14 protein-coding genes are annotated in these 18,353 nt (G+C 38.1%); 2 read left to right on the top strand and 12 right to left on the bottom strand.

Annotated elements, in window-relative coordinates; all coding sequences use genetic code 11:
• Positions 1-43: 43 nt before the first annotated feature.
• Positions 44-3,115, top strand: a complete 3,072-nt coding sequence (locus HDE68_RS26660; protein WP_183883640.1) for an AsmA family protein — start codon at positions 44-46, stop codon at positions 3,113-3,115.
• Between the two features lie 90 nt (positions 3,116-3,205).
• Here the strand turns inward: HDE68_RS26660 and HDE68_RS18115 are convergent, their stop codons facing one another.
• From HDE68_RS18115 to HDE68_RS18135, 5 genes are all read right to left on the bottom strand, one after another.
• Positions 3,206-3,760: a hypothetical protein gene (locus tag HDE68_RS18115; RefSeq protein WP_183883641.1), complete on the bottom strand. Its 555-nt coding sequence runs from the start codon at positions 3,758-3,760 to the stop codon at positions 3,206-3,208.
• A gap of 236 nt (positions 3,761-3,996) precedes the next feature.
• A complete protein-coding gene (gene miaA / locus HDE68_RS18120; protein ID WP_183883642.1) occupies positions 3,997-4,935 on the bottom strand; it encodes a tRNA (adenosine(37)-N6)-dimethylallyltransferase MiaA in 939 nt (312 codons plus the stop codon).
• Positions 4,926-5,780: a hypothetical protein gene (locus HDE68_RS18125; protein WP_183883643.1), complete on the bottom strand. Its 855-nt coding sequence runs from the start codon at positions 5,778-5,780 to the stop codon at positions 4,926-4,928. The genes miaA and HDE68_RS18125 overlap by 10 nt, the downstream gene beginning before the upstream one ends.
• 131 nt (positions 5,781-5,911) lie before the next feature.
• Positions 5,912-6,244, bottom strand: a complete 333-nt coding sequence (locus tag HDE68_RS18130; protein ID WP_183883644.1) for a hypothetical protein — start codon at positions 6,242-6,244, stop codon at positions 5,912-5,914.
• A gap of 43 nt (positions 6,245-6,287) precedes the next feature.
• The gene (locus tag HDE68_RS18135) at positions 6,288-7,382 is read right to left on the bottom strand and encodes an MBL fold metallo-hydrolase (RefSeq protein ID WP_183883645.1); all 1,095 of its coding nucleotides are present in this window, start codon (positions 7,380-7,382) and stop codon (positions 6,288-6,290) included.
• Positions 7,383-7,570: 188 nt separating this feature from the next.
• On the opposite strand from HDE68_RS18135, the gene HDE68_RS18140 reads away from it, so the two are divergent.
• Complete coding sequence (locus HDE68_RS18140; protein ID WP_183883646.1) at positions 7,571-8,395, top strand: aminotransferase class IV; 825 nt, start codon at positions 7,571-7,573, stop codon at positions 8,393-8,395.
• A gap of 76 nt (positions 8,396-8,471) precedes the next feature.
• Here HDE68_RS18140 and HDE68_RS18145 read toward each other — a convergent pair whose 3' ends face one another.
• From HDE68_RS18145 to HDE68_RS18175, 7 genes are all read right to left on the bottom strand, one after another.
• Positions 8,472-10,328 (bottom strand): DNA topoisomerase, encoded by a 1,857-nt coding sequence (locus HDE68_RS18145; RefSeq protein WP_183883647.1) that lies wholly within the window; start codon positions 10,326-10,328, stop codon positions 8,472-8,474.
• 137 nt (positions 10,329-10,465) lie between these two features.
• Complete coding sequence (locus HDE68_RS18150) at positions 10,466-11,374, bottom strand: histone deacetylase (protein WP_183883648.1); 909 nt, start codon at positions 11,372-11,374, stop codon at positions 10,466-10,468.
• Positions 11,375-12,235, bottom strand: coding sequence for a bestrophin family protein (locus HDE68_RS18155; RefSeq protein ID WP_183883649.1), 861 nt, complete (start codon positions 12,233-12,235; stop codon positions 11,375-11,377). It lies immediately after the preceding gene.
• A 1-nt stretch (position 12,236) separates the two neighbouring features.
• Positions 12,237-13,520: a kynureninase gene (kynU, locus tag HDE68_RS18160; protein WP_183883650.1), complete on the bottom strand. Its 1,284-nt coding sequence runs from the start codon at positions 13,518-13,520 to the stop codon at positions 12,237-12,239.
• 107 nt (positions 13,521-13,627) lie between these two features.
• Entirely contained in the window at positions 13,628-14,617 is a 990-nt protein-coding gene (locus HDE68_RS18165) for a Gfo/Idh/MocA family protein (protein WP_183883651.1), read from the bottom strand.
• 538 nt (positions 14,618-15,155) lie between these two features.
• Positions 15,156-16,970 carry an IucA/IucC family protein gene (locus HDE68_RS18170; protein WP_183883652.1) on the bottom strand — a complete coding sequence of 605 codons (1,815 nt, stop codon included), beginning with the start codon at positions 16,968-16,970 and terminating at the stop codon, positions 15,156-15,158.
• Positions 16,971-16,981: 11 nt separating this feature from the next.
• Positions 16,982-18,352, bottom strand: a complete 1,371-nt coding sequence (locus HDE68_RS18175) for a lysine N(6)-hydroxylase/L-ornithine N(5)-oxygenase family protein (protein WP_183883653.1) — start codon at positions 18,350-18,352, stop codon at positions 16,982-16,984.
• Position 18,353: the final 1 nt, after the last annotated feature.

Genomic DNA, 18,353 nt, shown 5'->3' on the forward strand with positions numbered 1-18,353 from the left:
AAAATATATCTTTGCACAACACAAATTTTAATAACCTATCAGAGTGAAAAAAGCACTAAAGATCACAGGAATAAGTATTACCTCTCTCATCCTGCTGATATTACTAGTCCCCTATTTAATACCTGGCACAATATCTCAGGAAATAGAAACCCGGATCAATCAAAACATTAATGGTAAAGCTGAATTTGAAAGTACCAGTTTATCTTTTTTTACCCATTTTCCTTCCTTAACACTGAGTCTTAATAATTTCACTTTAAAAGGATCTGCACCATTTGAAAAAGAGACGCTAATCCACGCTAAACAATTATCTTTTCGTTTAGACCTGAGTACTATATTTTCAAAACAAGTCAAAATTAACCAGATATTTTTAGACCAGGCTAATATTAATGTTCAGGTAGATGAGAAAGGAAATCCTAACTATAATGTCTACAAAAGCAGTAACAGCACTCCAAACCAGTCAGATGGAGCTTCCACAGCCATAAAAATTGAGGGGATCTTTATCAATAAGAGTAATCTGACATATAATGATCAGTCAATCCCAATGAAAGTTAGTGCCAAAGGTTTAAATTATGCAGGTAAAGGCGATCTGAGCCAGGCAATTTTTGATTTAAAAAGTAATGCCAGAATTGACTCACTTGATTTATATTATAACAATTCACCTTATCTCCTGAATAAAAAGATAGACGCAAAACTGGTTACTAAAATCAATACCAACTCGCTCGATCTGATGTTCAATGAAAACGACTTAAAGATAAATACTTTGCCAATTCTGTTTGTTGGTAAATTTTCATTTCTTAAAGACGGTTATGATATCAATTTCAAGACTACTGCCAAAGAAACTGATCTTCACAACATTTTCACTGTTTTACCTCCCTCTATTGCAAACCGGATGGAAAAAACAACAATTAAAGGTTATGCTGAAATTAAAGCTTCTTTAATAGGGAAATATCTGGCAAAACAGCAAATTATGCCTACCCTATCCTTTAATATCAAAGTACGTGACGGAAATATCACAAATCCAAAGGCACCGGAAGCAATCAGTAACCTCTATCTGAATTTACAGATGAAACTGCCCGGCTTAAATCCTGACAGTTTATATATAGATATGGATAGCCTGTATTTTAATATGGGCAAAGATTATATCAATTCTGTGGTTAAGCTAAATGGTTTAAAAAAGCCCACAGTCCATATCAATACCAGGGGATCAATAGATTTAACTAAATGGGCTGAGATTTTTGAGGTAAGTAACCTCAAAGGTATTTACACTATAGATCTGAAAGCAGACGGTCAATTCACTAAAAAAGTAGTTAGAAGTGGTATAAGAAAAGTAGATACGGTAAACGTCATTCCAAAATTTACATTAAAATCTTCACTGCGTGGCGGTTACTTTAAATACCCTTCACTAAATGCCTCAATCGATCAGATCAATTTCAATATAAACGGACATAATACGGACGGAAATTATAAACATACACAGCTTGACATAACTGACATCAATTTGCAGGCATTAAGTAATTATATCAGGGGATCAGCCAGCATACAACCCGGTCAAATGGCCATTGATGTCAAACTGAAATCAATGGTTAATCTTGCTGAAATTAAGCAATTCTACCCTTTAAAAGACCTGGAGCTTAATGGAGAGCTCAATATGGATCTGCAATCCAAAGGTATTTACAACAAGGCAAGAAAAACTTTCCCGGTAACAGCCGCATCTTTCAAGCTGGCAAACGGACGGATTAAAACTGCTCATTTTGATCAGCCTTTAACGCAAATTGTTGTAGACGGGACTCTGACCAATAAAAATGGGACTTTGAGAGGTACACAGGTTAATATCAAACCGATCTCTTTTGTCATGGCAGGCCAGCCCTTTATGCTAAAGGCAGCAGTCCGGAACTTTGAAAATGTTGCTTATAATATCACCTCAAAAGGGACGATAGATATTGGCAAAATGTATCAGTTCTTTGCTGTTAAAGGTTATAATGTCAAGGGTACAATATTTACTGACCTCTCTTTAAAAGGATTGCAGAGTGATGCTACAGCTGGAAATTATCAAAAACTAAATAACAGGGGCCGTCTGATCGTAAATCAGATTAACCTGCAATCAGATCTTTTCCCAAAACCATTCCTCATCAAAAACGGCGTCTTTTCTTTTGCTCAGGACCAGATGAAATTTGAGAAATTCAAAGCCAGTTATGGTCAGTCAGATTTCACTATGGATGGTCAGCTGGGTAATATCATTAATTATGTGCTTAGCCCAAAAGCCAAATTAACAGGAAACTTCAATTTCCAAAGCAAGCGCATATTTGCAGATGAGTTAATGGTTTATAATACACCTAAACCCATACCAGGTGCACCTGCAGGAAGTAATGGTGTCATTCTGATTCCTTCAAACCTGGACGTAACTTTATCTGCCAATGCAGGAACTGTATATTATAATGAGCTGCAGATCAAAAACGCAAAAGGTAACTTAGCTTTAAAAGATGGTACTTTGACCCTGAACCAAACCAGTTTTAACCTGATAGACGCTGCAGTTAATATGGATGCTACTTATAAAAGTATAACTCCTAAATCAGCTTTCTTTGATTATCATATTACAGCAAAAGAATTTGATATAGCCAAAGCCTATAAAGAAATAAAAACGTTCAGAACACTGGCCACTTCAGCATCAAAAGTTAAAGGTATTGTAGGCCTCGATTATCAGTTAACCGGAAAACTTAACCAGGATATGATGCCGGTTTACCCCTCGTTGAAAGGCGCCGGTGTATTGTCACTAAAGAAAGTGAGCCTGAGCGGATTTAAAATGATGAATGCAGTGAGTAAGGCAACCCGCAGAGATAGCCTGAACAATCCTGATTTACGCGATGTAGAGATTAAATCTACGATCAATAAAAACATCATTACTATAGAAAGATTTAAAATGCGTATTGCCGGATTCAGACCCCGTTTCGAAGGACAGGTCAGCTTTGATGGCCATCTGAATATGAGCGGGAGATTAGGTCTGCCCCCATTTGGTTTGATTGGTATACCTTTGACTATTACCGGTACACAGGATAAACCAATTATTAAGCTTAAAAGAAACAAAGAGGCTAAACTGGAAGAAAAAGAGGAAGAATAATTTCATTAAAAAAGGCCGGTATCTTTTTCAGATACCGGCCTTTTTTAATATTTACTTATCTTCTTTTAAAAGATTCTGAGTCTTTTACGATTAAAGTTTAAAACCGTAAGCAATACGTAAAGCAACCTGACCTACGCTTTTATTATCATAAGTATTTGAATAACGTAATGCATCACCTTTACCTGTATTTTCGTATTTAATACCTAAATCCAAACCATTACTCCATGAGTAACCCAGGGTTGGTGCATATAGGAAAGTTGTTTTTGAGTTTTTAGATACGCCAAAAGCAGCACCTACTTCACCCATTGCATATATACCTGAACCAGTTGCATCAAAGAAATACTTTAGACCAGTTTTCACAGGGATGTAAGCATAATCAGGAACAGAGATGTTATTTACAGGACCAACACTGTAAACGCGGTCTTTTGCAAAATAGTGGTTATAACCAGTTGCAATCGGTACAGATAATTGTTTAGTTACGTCAAACTGTGCACGTACATCAATACCTGCAGCTACACTGTAATTGTTATTTGTAGGGATACCGATATTTGCACCAACACCTATTTTTTGAGCACTAACATTCGTTGTGAAGAATATTGCCACAGCAGCTACTGCCGAAGCAAGATATTTAGTAGAATTTTTCATTTGTTGTTTATTATTTTTTAATTGTTATGAAGCTTGTATGAAACATCCAGGCTTCAGCGGGATAAATACAAAATGCATGCCATTCCGGGAGCTCTGCCCTTCACGTCGATACAAAACAGCCCTGAAACCTGTATAAATGGTGTTTTTCAAAACCCAGAATTTTCAGGAGGAATAAAGAAGTCCAAATCGCAATTGTCCGCAGTAAGGAATCATCGGGAAGCTTATGTAACAGCTATTTACCGGAGGAATGACTCGTTATATAATTTGATAACTTGCCTGGTTAAATGTTCTGTTCCCATAGCTGAGTCCAGCCAGTTTATCATAATACCGTCTTTTTCCATTTTTCTGAAAAAGGTCATTTGTCTTTTCGCAAATTGACGGATTGCAATGTACAATTTCTCTTTCAAGTCCGGTAAACTGATCTTATTTTGGAGATATTCAGTGATAAATTTATATTCCATACCATAAAACAAGAGCATTTCTGCGCTTACCCCACGTTTTAAAAGCCCTTGAACTTCTTCGATTAAGCCATGCTCAAAACGTTCATTCAACCTTTTATAGATTCTTGCTCTGCGGGTTTCTACCTCTGCATCTAAACCAATCACTAAAGACCTGAACTGCGGCCGCTCCTGTTCTACTAAAGTATGATCTTGTAAATATGCAGCAATCTCAATCGCTCTAACCAGTCTTTTAGCAGAAGAAAGATCTGCATGTCCGGTAAATCCGGCCGGATAACCTGCCAACAATATCCTTAGCGCATGAATATCATGAACCGGAAGGCCCATTCTCAATTCTTCATTTACAGGAACTGCCGTATACTGATGATTTTGTAATATACTATGAATATACATTCCGGTTCCTCCACATAATACAGGAATTTTATGCTGAGCAGTTAGCTTTCCGAACACCTCATAGAAATCATCCTTAAATGAATTGACATTATAACTTTCACCTGCTTCTCTGATATTAATCAAATGATAAGGAATAGTTTTCTCACCTATCCTGTATTCATGCAGGTCTTTTCCGGTACCCAAATCCATATCTTTAAATACCTGTCTGCTGTCGGCACTAATTACCTCACCATTTAAAGCATCAGCAACGCTGACAGCAAGTTTAGTTTTTCCGGAGGCTGTGGGGCCCAGTATAATTAAAAGAGGGTTCTCGTTTATTGGCATAGTAAGATATACTTCAGGTTTCCGGTATTAAAAACACTGATATAATGTAAAGAATTTAAATATACTATTTTCTCAGAAGTTGCTAATGGAGCAAGATCAGCAATAATTTCTGCCGGCAGGCGATGCGGAAAATAACGGATATTAGTACTCTGATCCAGCCATATTTCTGCAGGTGGCATTTGTGAGACCATTTCAAAACCGAGTTTTGTATATCCTTTCCCATAAGACCAGTCCAGATCTGCGTAAGTCATGACATCACTGGGAAGAATCGTTTTGATTAAATGTTTAATCAGTTTACTCAACCCGCCCTGCACAGTAAAACCATCAGCAGTTGCAAACCTGATCAATTCTACAGAAGTATAATCTGCATGTTTTCTTGTCATTTTACGCTTAGCACTAAAAGTAGCCACAGCCACAAATTGTCCTTCTAAAACCAAAGCATACCTATGTCTTGCCTTAGCGGATCCCTGGAGATGATTTTCCTGAAGAAATCTATCAGCCTCAGGCTGAGTGATCGTAATGATACTTGTTTTTCGACCGTGAATCCTTTTGTTTTTTCCAAGTAGTGCACTGATACGACTTAGAATTTGCACTGGTTTAGTATACCAGATGTCTTCCCAGAGCTGAATTAATTGTTTTTCGGAAGCACTATATTGCTGTTGCAACAATAATGTTTCTGCTGAATCTGGATGTTTTGCAATACTTAGCAAATTAAGATGCAGCTCTTCATTATCCTGAAACTTCAATAAAAGAAAAGAGTCAGAAGTATATAATTCTGACTCAATGCCTATAGCTTGTAATGCTTGTTTAAGCTCTTGTTGCCAGCTTATTTTTTTTATACTCAACTTATTTTTTATTTACAGCTTTCCTGCTCTTTATCTATCTATCCCGGTTTTTATAGTTATGCCAGCTTCCCTGTACCAGATCCTTAACCGCTTCCCTATCGCCCTCTATATGCTTTGCTGCATCAATTTCTCTACACCCAGCCCTGCTCCTTAAATATTTTATATCCTGCAGCGACCTTCTCTTCTATTAAATTCAAAGTTACATCATCTAATTCTTTAATATACATTGTTCTTTCATGCTGAGGAACAGAATCAGGGAGCAGATCAAATGCTACATGATCATCTTTAACTTCCATACTGAGAAAAAACACCTCTGGTTTGTTCTGATCTTTCGCCTCCAATGCCGGAGCAGCCCAAAGATCATATTTTTGATCGCTGTTTGCACCATCATTAAAGCCTAAAGTAGTATAAGGTTGTAAAGTTGCCCTGATAGTTTGAAAAATTTCTATAAGATCCGTTTTCATATGTTTGGTATTTTGAAGTCATAGCTATAACAAGGATTAAAACCTATTGTTTCCTATTCTCTATATTTAACCACCATTTTGTATTTGGATAATCTACTCCTACTTGAAACGTTTCCCCAAGCATAGGCGTCACCATCAACTGTTTAGACTCATCTGCACTTTTTGAAACGCGCAAAATAGAATCATCCCAATCATGCAAAGCTAAAGTAAACTTTCCCCAGTGTACAGGTAAAAGCAGCCTGGCCTTCAAATCTTTTGCAGCTGTTACCGTTTGTTCCGGGAACATATGGATTAAAGGCCATAATTCATTGTACTGTCCGCATTCTAAGATAGCCAGATCAAAAGGCCCATGCTGTTCACCAATAACTTTAAAATGATTATCATAACCTGAATCACCGCCCAAAAACAATTTATGGTCACCAGATTCCAGAATAAAGGAAGACCATAACGTTCTATTCCGTTTAAATAATCTGCCGGTAAAATGTCTTGCTGGCTGGGCGGTAAACTGAAGTCCGCATAAAACAGCCTGTTCATCCCAGGCCAGTTCTGTAATTTTCTCTGCCGGAATTCCCCAGCGAATTAGATGTGACCCTGCCCCTGCAGAAGTTAAAAAATGTTTAGCCCTGTCTTTTAGCTTTAATATACTTTGATAATCCATATGATCATAATGATCATGTGTGATCAGGATAATATCGATTGAAGGAAAATCCTCAGCCCTGATAAAATCAGTGCCTTCATATTGTTTTTTACCAATAAAAGAAAATGGAGAAGGTGTTTTACTGAATACAGGATCAACCAGTATCTTTAAGGCATCTAGCTGTAATAAATAAGAAGAATGTCCAAACCAGGTGACTTTTAAACCTGATATAGAATCCATTACAGGTTTAACATGCGGCAAAATGGCCAAAGGTCTGCTATTTGGATTTCCTTTCAGCATAGCTTTAAAAATAGCTGAATACCCTTCCTCTGGTTCCATAGGGGTTAAAGACTGATTTTGCAGTACATCATCTTTAACATTAGGCAAACGCCTGATCCGGTCTAATCTTGCGCCTTCGGGCAAACGGCCAAAAACCGGTAAATTTAAAATGATATAAAACAGCAAAATTAATGCGCAGATAATAAATAAGGTGATGTACATATATAACGTAGCTAATGATAACAGGTATATAAAAAAATAGCAGGAATCAGCTTAAAAGCTAAGATTCCACAACGAATATAACAATTGGATGAAGTATCAAGCCCAGTAAATTCATTAATATTGCAAAAGCCTGTTTAAATAACAGCTCCTGTAAAATTAAATGATTCCCTGACCTCCAACAGCAAGCAATGCGTACTAATACCGTTTTTATAAACAATACCTTTATAGATGCCGCTCAAGCCTCGATATTAATTACAGATCTTTCCATACAAAGAGGCTATGGAATATTTGATTTCTTTAAAACAGTCAATGGGAAACCTATTTTTCTGGATGATCATATAGAACGTTTTTATAACTCTGCAAAAAAAATGCATCTGCATATTGATCAAAGCCCTGCAGAACTAAAAAATATCATTACTGAACTGATGTTAAAAAATGATTTACCAGATTCAGGAATTAAAATGACCCTGACAGGAGGGTATTCTGCGGATGCTTATGGCCTGCCCGCTACGCAAAACCTGATTATCACTCAATATCCTTTAACCATACCCCAGGGTTTTCAAACTCAGGGAATAAATCTGGTCACTTATCCTTATCAAAGACAATTATCAGAAATGAAAACGCTGGATTATTCTATGGCAATCTGGCTGCAACCCTTTATCAAAGAACACAATGCTGATGAAGTGTTATATCAATATGATAATTTAGTTAAAGAAACCCCGAGAGCAAATTTTTTCATGGTCACTGCTGAAGGTGAAGTCATCACTGCTAAAAATGATGTTTTGAGTGGGGTTATTCGTAAAAACATCCTTCATCTTAAAGATTCAGGTTTCCGGATCACAGCACGTGATTTTACTTTAGAAGAAATGAGCCAGGCCAGCGAAGCTTTTATTACCAGCACAACCAGGAACATCCTGCCAGTTTTAAATATAGACGGCAAAAAGGTTGGTAATGGAAAAGCAGGAGAAATTACAGCAAAATTATATGCCTTACTGCTTGAAAAAATAGGATAAGATTAGTCGTGAAAGAATAAAAAAAAGCCTTATTTACTTTTAAAAGGAGCAAATAAGGCTTGAATTCAATAACAGGTTATACTACAGCCGGATCTTCTTTCTTTGGTACTAATTTTTCAGCAAGACCAGCTCCCGCAGCCAGCAATTCATTGGTAATTGCCCTGGTATACTCTGATATCTCCGCTTTAAAATCTGCAACTGAAGCACCCGAACGGATTTCTTCCAGTCTTTTTTCCCAGGAACCTGTTAATTCTGCCTGGGCAATTTTCTGATCTTTCACTACATCATAAACAGCAAGACCTTTAAAAGTCGGAACAAGGTTACGTTTTTCACGCAGAATGTAATCTCTGGTAATTAAGGTCTCAATAATTGAAGCCCTGGTAGCCGGGGTACCCAGTCCACTGTCTTTCATGGCATAGCGCAATTCTTCATCTTCTATTTCTTTACCAGAAGTTTCCAGTGCTTTCAGTAAAGAGGCTTCATTGTATAAAGGTTTAGGTTTAGTCTGTTTTTCCAGTAAAGCCTTTTCTACAATTGGTAATGATTCACCTTTTTTAACTTTTGGAAGAGAAGGGTTATCTTCATCTTTCTTATCCTCTTCCTTGTCATTTAATACTGATCGCCATCCCGCAGAGCGGATAACGGTTCCATTTGCAATAAACAGAGACCCTGACTCGATCGTTATTTTAGTTACTTCCTTCACACATTCCTGGTGAAAAGCTTCGAGCATACGCCCTACAACCATATCATAAACCGCTTGCTTATCTGCGCTTAAATGATAAGGTGCCTCCCCTGTTGGTAATATAGCATGGTGATCCGTGACTTTCTTTGCATTCACACTCCTTTTATTCAAAGGTACAGTCATCAGAAATTCTGCCTGTTTTCCAAAATCAGGATGCGTAGTTAACTGTGTGATTAGTTGAGGGACACCCGCAAAAACATCATCTCCAATATACCGGCTGCCCGTACGCGGATAAGAGACCAGTTTACTTTCATATAAATTCTGTAACAGGTTAAGCGTCTGATCTGCAGTATAACCTTTACGCTTATTGGCTTCCTGCTGTAAACTACTCAGGTCATGCAATAGCGGCGGCGGTTCTTTACGGGGTTTAGCTTCCACATCAAGGATCTTTCCTCCGGTTGGAAATCCGGAGCCGACATCTTCAATTTTATCAAATAAAGCCTGAGCTTCTTCTTTGACATTGAAATTCACTGTAGAAACAGCTTTAAAAAGCTGTCCGTCTTTATCCAGCTGTATACCCAACTGATAATATAATTGTGGTACGAAATTCTTGATTTCAATAAACCTTGAACAGATCATGGCTAAAGTGGGGGTCTGTACCCTGCCCAGCGAAAGTACCGATCTTGCACCGGCCGAAATACTTAATGCCTGGGTGGCGTTCATTCCTACCAGCCAGTCAGATTCTGACCTGCAATGTGCAGAATTAAACAGCGTATCATAATCAGTACCCGGTTTAAGATTTCTGAAACCTTCTTTAATAGCTTCATCAGTCTGTGAAGAAATCCAAAGCCTTTTAAAAGGTTTTTTACATTTCAGAAAATAATAGATATAGCGGAAAATGAGTTCACCTTCCCGCCCGGCATCCGTTGCTACGATAATCTCTGTAGCTTCATCAAAAAGCTTTTTAATAATATCAAGCTGCTTTCTTACGCCGGGATCTTCGACCAGTCCATCTTTAGTTTTAATTTTCCGGATGGCCAGTTTAAATTTAGCCGGCAGCATCGGCAGATGCTGTCTTCTCCAGCCTATAAAGCCGTATTCCTGTGGAGGTGCCAATTGCAGCAGATGTCCGAATGCCCAGGTAAAAGAGTAACCTTTCCCCTCAATGTATCCGTCTTTTTTACCCGTTGCGCCAAACACTTTAGCTAATTCACGTGCAACGGATGGTTTTTCTGCAATTACAATCTTCATCTATTATCCTTTATTTAGAGACCCTAAATTTCATCAAAATACTTCACATTAAAAAACCAGGAAGCTTCTTTCCTGGTTTTTTAAACGGATAATACCGCCTATAAATCCTGTTTTCTGATAGAAAGCAATCAATTTTCCTATAGGGAGCCTAATAGATCGAGTCCCGTTTTGAACGTATTGCAATGTGCCTCTACAATGTCTTTAATTAATGGAGAATAGCCCCCCCCCATACTTACCTGTACAGGTAAACCATGTTCTTTACAAAACTGAAAGACCATTTTATCCCGCTCTTTACATCCCGCCTTAGTCATTGCTAATTTACCTAACTTATCACTTGATAAGACATCTACCCCTGATAAATAAAAAACGAAATCAGGCAGGTGCTTTTCATATAAATCAGGCAGTGTGTGGGCTAAAAGCGAAAGATAAACCTCATCTCCGGTTCCCACATCCAAACCGATATCAAGATCAGAAACTTCTTTGCGAAAAGGAAAGTTCTTCTCCCCATGCATAGAAAAAGTAAAGATTGCCGGCTCATTTTCCAGAATCTGAGCAGTCCCGTTTCCCTGGTGTACATCTAAATCTATAATCAGGATACGTTTACAAAAACCTCTTTTCAAAAGATAATTGGCCGCTATAGCCTGATCATTCAGTAAACAAAAACCCTCACCCCAGTTAGAACCTGCATGATGTGTACCACCCGCCACATTAAAAGCAAGACCATGCTCTTTTGCAAACAAAGCACCGTCAATGGTTCCCTGGGTAATCCTCAGTTCCCTCTCCAGCAGCTGCGCATTTAGTGGAAAACCAATCCGGCGCTGTTCTCTTTGAGGCAAAGTGAAATCCCTCAACTGAGCCCAGTAAGCAAGCTCATGGGATAACAGGACAATCTCTTCATCAACCCGGTCAGGTTCAAAAAGATAATCAGGGGTGATCACCCCTTCATGTAATAATTGTTCAGGTATCAACTCATACTTTAACATCGGGAAACGATGTCCCTCCGGTAAAGGATGCGCATATAAAGGATGATATGCTATTTTTATCATTTAATTTAAGATCTCTCCCACGTGTTTTTCAATATTATTACAGATCTCATCTACAGGCAGATCATTCGCATCCTCACCAAAAGGGTTTTCTATTTCTTCTGCAATCAGTTCCAGACTGGCCAGAACATATAAAATAAAAGGTACAATTGGGACTACAAAATAACCCAGACTGAATACCCAGCCAAAAGGAAGGGTAATCACGTAGATAAAAAGAAATTTTTTGATAAAAGCACTATAAGAAAAAGGAATAGGTGTTTTCTTAATTCTCTCACATCCACCGCAAATATCTGTGAAACGGTTCAGATCACCACTCAGTACGATCAGCTGCTCACCCGAAATCTTACCCGCTGCTTCCAGGTCAAAAACTCTGGCCGAAAGACTGGCCGCAACCTGATTAGGAATATGTTTACCTCCATCCACTTCAACTAAAAAACTGTTTTTCCCGAAATACTGTTTTTCCCGCAAATGCTCTTTTAAAGCAAAAGCATATTTAGGAATTGCATAACTGAAATATTCATATTCCTCTTCACCCAGTTTAAGCGATTTGATCTTAATGGCCAGGTTACGGCTGATGTTAGTCAGCTCCCCTAATAATCGCCTGCCTTCCCACCAGCGGTCATAAGAAGTATTGGTCCGGAATACCAGTAACATGGAAATCACAAATCCCAGCAAGCTATGCATCATGCCAATATTTTTGACCGTTGCTGTTTGTGATAATTTGAGAAAATGAAGTTCCAAAAAAGCGATTAAACCAGAAAAAACAGCGACACTAATCATCAGCGGCCACAGTTTTCTGAAAGTATCTGCCTTATGGATATGAAAAATAAAGGTGAACCAATCTTTAGGATTGTAATTTATCATATTATATCTCTTTGCTAATTTTTAATAGTAACTCACCTGTCAAAAAAACATCCTCAAAAGAATTGTATAAAGGAACAGGACTTAAACGGATAACATTTGGTTCTCTCCAGTCCCCTAATATATTATTGGCAACCAGTTTTTCAAAAACACCTTTGGCATTGCCCGATGCAATTATAGAAACCTGGGTACCACGGTCATTTTCATTTTCGGGCGTAATGACCTGATACTGCTGATAACCTATTGCTTTATTGACCTGAGCTATGGTCTCTATCAAATAAGCAGTTAACATTTTACTTTTTTCTCTGACCGGTCCCATAAACCCTGCAGATTCAAAGATTTGCAGGGAAGCATGGTATAAAGCCATTGGCATAACCTGCGAACAGCTGATCTGCCAGCCATCAGCCCCCGGTTCAGCTACAAAGCCTTTTTCCATTTTAAAACGGGTAGATTCTTTATAACCCCACCATCCTGCGAAGCGGTCCAATGTATCATCTTTAAAATGTTTTTCATGGACAAATATGCCTCCTATTCCCCCAGGACCACTATTCTGATATTTATAGGAGCACCAGCAGGCAAAGTCAATATCCCAGTCATGTAATTGCACAGGCACATTACCAGCAGCATGTGCAAGATCGAATCCGACAATTGCACCCGCAGCATGACCTGCTTTTGTAATCGCCTCCATGTCAAACCACTGACCAGTGAAATAATTTATTCCACCAAATAAAACCAAAGCCAGTTCATCTGCATTTTCAGCAATACGGGCTACAATATCTTCTGTTCTTAAAGTATACTCACCAGTTCTGGGTGCCACTTCAATGATTGCTGTTGCCGGATCATAACCATGAAAACGCACCTGACTTTCAAGCGCATACTGATCTGAAGGGAAAGCACCAGCTTCCATAATGATCTTAAATCTTTTTTGATTGGGGCGATAGAAACTCACCATCAGTAAATGAAGGTTTACTGTCAGTGTATTCATTGGACAAACCTCGGCAGCAAGTGCACCCACAATCGGAGCCATCAGCTTTTTAAGCTCTTTATGGTAAAACATCCAGGGACTATCGCCTTCAAACCAGCCTTCTACTGCCAGATTTTGCCAGTTATCCAGTTGTTTTCCAAGCACAGACCGCGCAGATTTAGGTTGAAGCCCCAGGGAATTGCCACACAGATATATAAATGGTTTACCATTTTGCTGTGGAAATAGAAATTCTTCACGGAATTTCGCCAATGGGTCTTGTGAATCCATTGTCCTTGCAAATGATAATGTATTTTCAAAGTTCATATTTTTTGTAATTATGCTGATCAGGATAACGCTTTTTACAATTTTAATAAAAAAATGGAGAATCAGACAATCTTATAGCTGTTGTATTACCAATTATCAGCTTAGTTTTAATCCTCTTTTTTTGTAAACTGATCTATAATTTCCATCACAGTAAGCCCGTCTTCACCGATACATGGGTTTGCTGTTTCATTTAAAAAATACCGTACCGTGGCGCCGATCATAGGCTGCTGAACATGCTCAAGTGCATCAAAATTAAACACTTCTGTTTTTCCATCTCTGATTAGTTCTATTTTACCAGGACCAAAAACAGGAAATGAGATCGTGCCTTTCGAGCCAGTAATGATACAAAGATCTTTTTGTGTTCCAGCTGGCATATCAAAACACCAGGTCCCATTGAAAAATACATTATTTTTGAATTTCAGAACTCCTGTAACCAAATCATCAGCCTGATAAAGACCACCCTGATTACCTGAAATACCTATAGATTTTTCAATTGGGCCGAAAAAATATAACATCAGATCTAACTGGTGAGGAGCGATATCATGGAAAAGTCCACCTCCGGCAATTACCGGATCCAAACGCCATTGTATTTTTGGATCAGCAAGTTCTTTGGGACTAAGTGAAGGCTGTAAATATTCTAATGTAACAAATTTTACAGCTCCGATGGCCTGTTCGTCGATTAAAGCTCTGATCTTTTTAAATACAGGTTGTTCTCTGCGATAATGTGCGATGGTTAATTTCCCATTACTTCGCGCAGCAGCTTCAACCATTTGCTGACCTGCAGCTGCATGTATAGCCATTGGTTTTTCAACATAAACCGACTTACCAGCCTTTAATGCTGCAATAGTCAGTTCCTGATGTGATAATGGCGGAGTAGCAATATAAATGGCGTTGATTTCAGGATCATCGATCAATGCCTGAGTATCGCTATACCATTTCGGTACCCGATGTCTTCTGGCATAATCTTCTGCTTTGAAAGCATTTCTACTCATTACAGCTATAAGAGCTGAATTTGGCACTTTATTAAAAGCAGGGCCGCTTTTCACTTCGGTTACATCCCCGCATCCGATCATACCCCATTTTATAGTATTCTGCATCGTAATTCATTTAAGCTGGTAAATATGGTTAAAATCCTGATCCTTATTCAGTGCTATAGTTTAAGTTAATTTCAAAACTATTCATTCTCATGATTACCCTTACCTGAAAACAGCGTAATCCTTATCAGAAACAAGTTGACAGCGTATCAGATTATTTAGTTTAAAACGGGTTTTAAATAGCTTATACAAGCATTATTCAGCAAATCATGGACAAAACCTGAATGAGTCCTGAACAAGTACTGAACAATGTCTGGACAAAGACCTTATAAGACACTTATTACCATCAAGTTAGATAAGATCTAAATCACCTGATTTTTCAGACTGGAATCAATTTTAAAAATAACCAGAAAAGATATTTGAGGATTCAATAAGCGATATAAATATCATTAAAAACAAATCATTTTTATGATTAAGAAATATCAATTTACTCATTTAAAACGATGGTCATCCTTTATATGAAAAAAAATTATAATTAAAAAAGCGCGCTTAACAATCAAAACTGAAGGTTAAGCACGCTATGTTTTTACGGATAGCGATGTTAAACAGTTTGTACTGAATCCTGCATCGCCAATGCTACCGGATTAACCAACGTTCCAATAAATTCTGGTACCGGAACATCTGTACTTTCACTATATCCATGCGTTAGTAAGCGAACACGATTAATACAAACACGCGTAAATTCAGGAATAAATAAGTCAAATTTCTCAAATTTAGCCGCCATTTCAGGATTTTCTTCCTGGAACTCTATAATGACATTGGCTACGTTTTTCCAGAAATATTCTTCGTTCAGGCCAACATAAGAATGGAAAATATTACTCAGGTATCTGAATACAGCATCAAACACCCCTGACAAAATAAATAACGGAGCTAATTCATCCTCAATTTCTCTTAAGACATGAACCAGATCTTCTGGTAATTTTGCTTTCGATTCTTCTGTTAAGACGATTTCTTCCACAAAGTCTTTAATGATAATTCTTTGTGGTATATAATCCTTCATCACTAAAATTGTATTCTCTCCATGTGGGCTAAAAAAAAAGGCATGTTTGTAAAAAATCCTTAAAATAGGTTTAAGGTATGCCTTTAAATAAGCTTTAAGCCATTCATCAGGGGCAATTCCGGATTTTTCAATCATTGCCCCTACCAGGCTTTTGCCATGATCATCTACATAAAGTAAGCTTGCCATGGTCATCATCTTTTCTCCCGGTTGCAGATAATTCTCTGCACTTTCTCTCCAGATGACGCCTAAAAACTCCTGGTACTGATAGGGAGATTGTGGAATTGTACTGTATTGTGGATGGGTATAAGCGGCAGTAGCCACTTCTCCCAATAAAACAACACCGGTATTTTTCAGATAAATATCACCCTCCAGCATATCCTTTGCCCATTGGGTTACTCTTGGTGCAATAGCCAGTTTTTTTGGGGATAAACCTCTGAAAATTGAGGTATTTAATATAGAAATAGCCGTTTTAACATAATGTTTATGCGGATGACTGATATTAAAGAAAGTACGGATACTTTGCTGACACATATACTGATCATTTCCCAAAGCCAGGGGTACAATATATTGATTGGCGATATCATGCGCAAGCTGCAAAACAATCTTATTATTCCATTGCCATTCGTGGACAGGTATAAAAAGATAGTCATCCGGGTTTAAGTTTTTTCCACTTAATATTTCATTAAACTGGTTAATCTGCTCAAAACCTAATTCATCTTTATAAAAAGCCGCCATCTCTATAGATGCCAGAGACTTAAAATCTGCACGTGAACGATGTACTCCTAACCAGGCCAACTGTATGGATTGTCCCGCTTCTGGCGCATATTTACCCTGGTCGGTATGGTTAAACCCGATACGGCCCTTGTTAATGGTAGCCCAGGGATGTCCGTCCATCTGGTGTTCGATGGTCTGATAATCAGCATCGGCAAGCTGATCTGCTGTTAAACGTCCTTTTTCGTGAATAAACGCATCAGCATATAAAGTATTTAATGTTTCTTCTACGAAATGTGCCATTGTAAATGATTTCACACCGAAAGTCTGCTGTGTTTCAGTGAAAAATGCCGGTGCATTATCTAAAGGTACAGCAATTTCATCCACGTATTTACGCAAGGATGCTTTCTGTATATGCCAGTAATCCAGTGCCCGGTAACCCGCAGAAAAAGTATAATAAATATTTTGATGATCTGTATTTAAGCGGAAATACGTCAGTCCGGACTCGTCAGTTCCTGTAATCTCGGGTTCTGCCAGCTTTTCGTGCATTAATTCTACAATGGCTTTAGCGATATAGTTTAAATTCACTTTATCCCAAACTGCCTTTTGAAGTGGTTTGATATGATTAAATTGATTGTAGTTCATAGCAGGTAATTTTATATATTGATATTTGCTGATAGGATGCCCGTCTCAGTTTCAAGAATTTCTTTAAGCGGGTTATTGATTTCATCGGCGGCTGCCATACCAAAAGACTGGAAAGCAATCTTCTTTTCAACCCGGTAGGCTTCTCTGCCCAAAACAGTATTGATGATAGAAGAATTCCGGTAAGCACCCATCCCTAAATCGGGGGTTACAAAACCATGGGTATGCAATTCTGCGTTTTGAACAAAGACCTCATTGTTGTTGATGTCAATAGCGTAATTGCGTCCCACACTATATAAGTTATCTTTGTTACGGGAAATCCGGTGATTGATACCTTTTAAGAAGGCAGGTTCTTTATATTTATAACCTGTAGCTACGACAACAAAATCAGTTTGCTGCACAAATTCTTTTTCTATTTCTGTATGGTAAAAATGAAGATCAGAACGGCCATCTGCGGTGGTGGTGATTCCATTAAGCTGACAATTAGGGCTTAGTTTCACATTTGGCTCCTCACCATCAACACTTAATTCATATAACTTATCAAAAATCTGATTGATCAGATCATAATTGATACCCTTGAACAATGAATTTTGTTTACTTAAAACCTGCTTGCGTTTTTCATCAGGCAGGTTATAGAAATGATCCACATATTCAGGAGAAGTCAGTTCGAGTGTCAGTTTTGAATATTCCATAGGGAAGAAACGATCTGGACGGGTAAACCATTTCAGTTCCAGTCCGTTTTCAGTTTCAGGTAACAGATCACTGAAAATTTCTGCGGCACTTTGTCCCGATCCGATAATACTTACACTTTGCTGCTTTAACAGTTCATTCTTATAATTCAGGTATTCAGAAGTATGAATTACCTTCGGATGTTTTCCCGGGGTTATAAAATCTGGCATTTTAGGGATTGTACCTGTACCTAAAACAAGTTTACGGGTATAAAAGGTTTGTTTTTCCAGATTCCGCTGATCTTCTACAATCAATTTATAATATTGTTCTGCTTCATCATAAGCTGTACTTAATACTTTCTGATTGAACTGGCAGGAAGGCAGCTTATCAATTACCCATTTGCAATAGGCATTATACTCTTTGCGTAAAATATAAAAGTCTTCTCTGATATAGAATTTGTACAAACGATCTGTTTGTTTCATAAAATTCAGAAAGCTATAAGGACTGGTTGGATCGGCAAGCGTAACCAGGTCTGCCATAAAAGGGACCTGTAAAGTAACATCGCTCAGCATCATACCAGGATGCCAGTTAAACACTGGTGCCTGATCGAAAAATATAGCCGACAAATCTTCTAATGGTGCTGCCAGAGCGGCCATCCCTAAATTAAAGGGACCGATACCAATACCGATGATGTCGTAGATTTTTTGTGTTTTCATT

The organism is Pedobacter cryoconitis (assembly GCF_014200605.1).
GTDB lineage: Bacteria > Bacteroidota > Bacteroidia > Sphingobacteriales > Sphingobacteriaceae > Pedobacter > Pedobacter cryoconitis_B.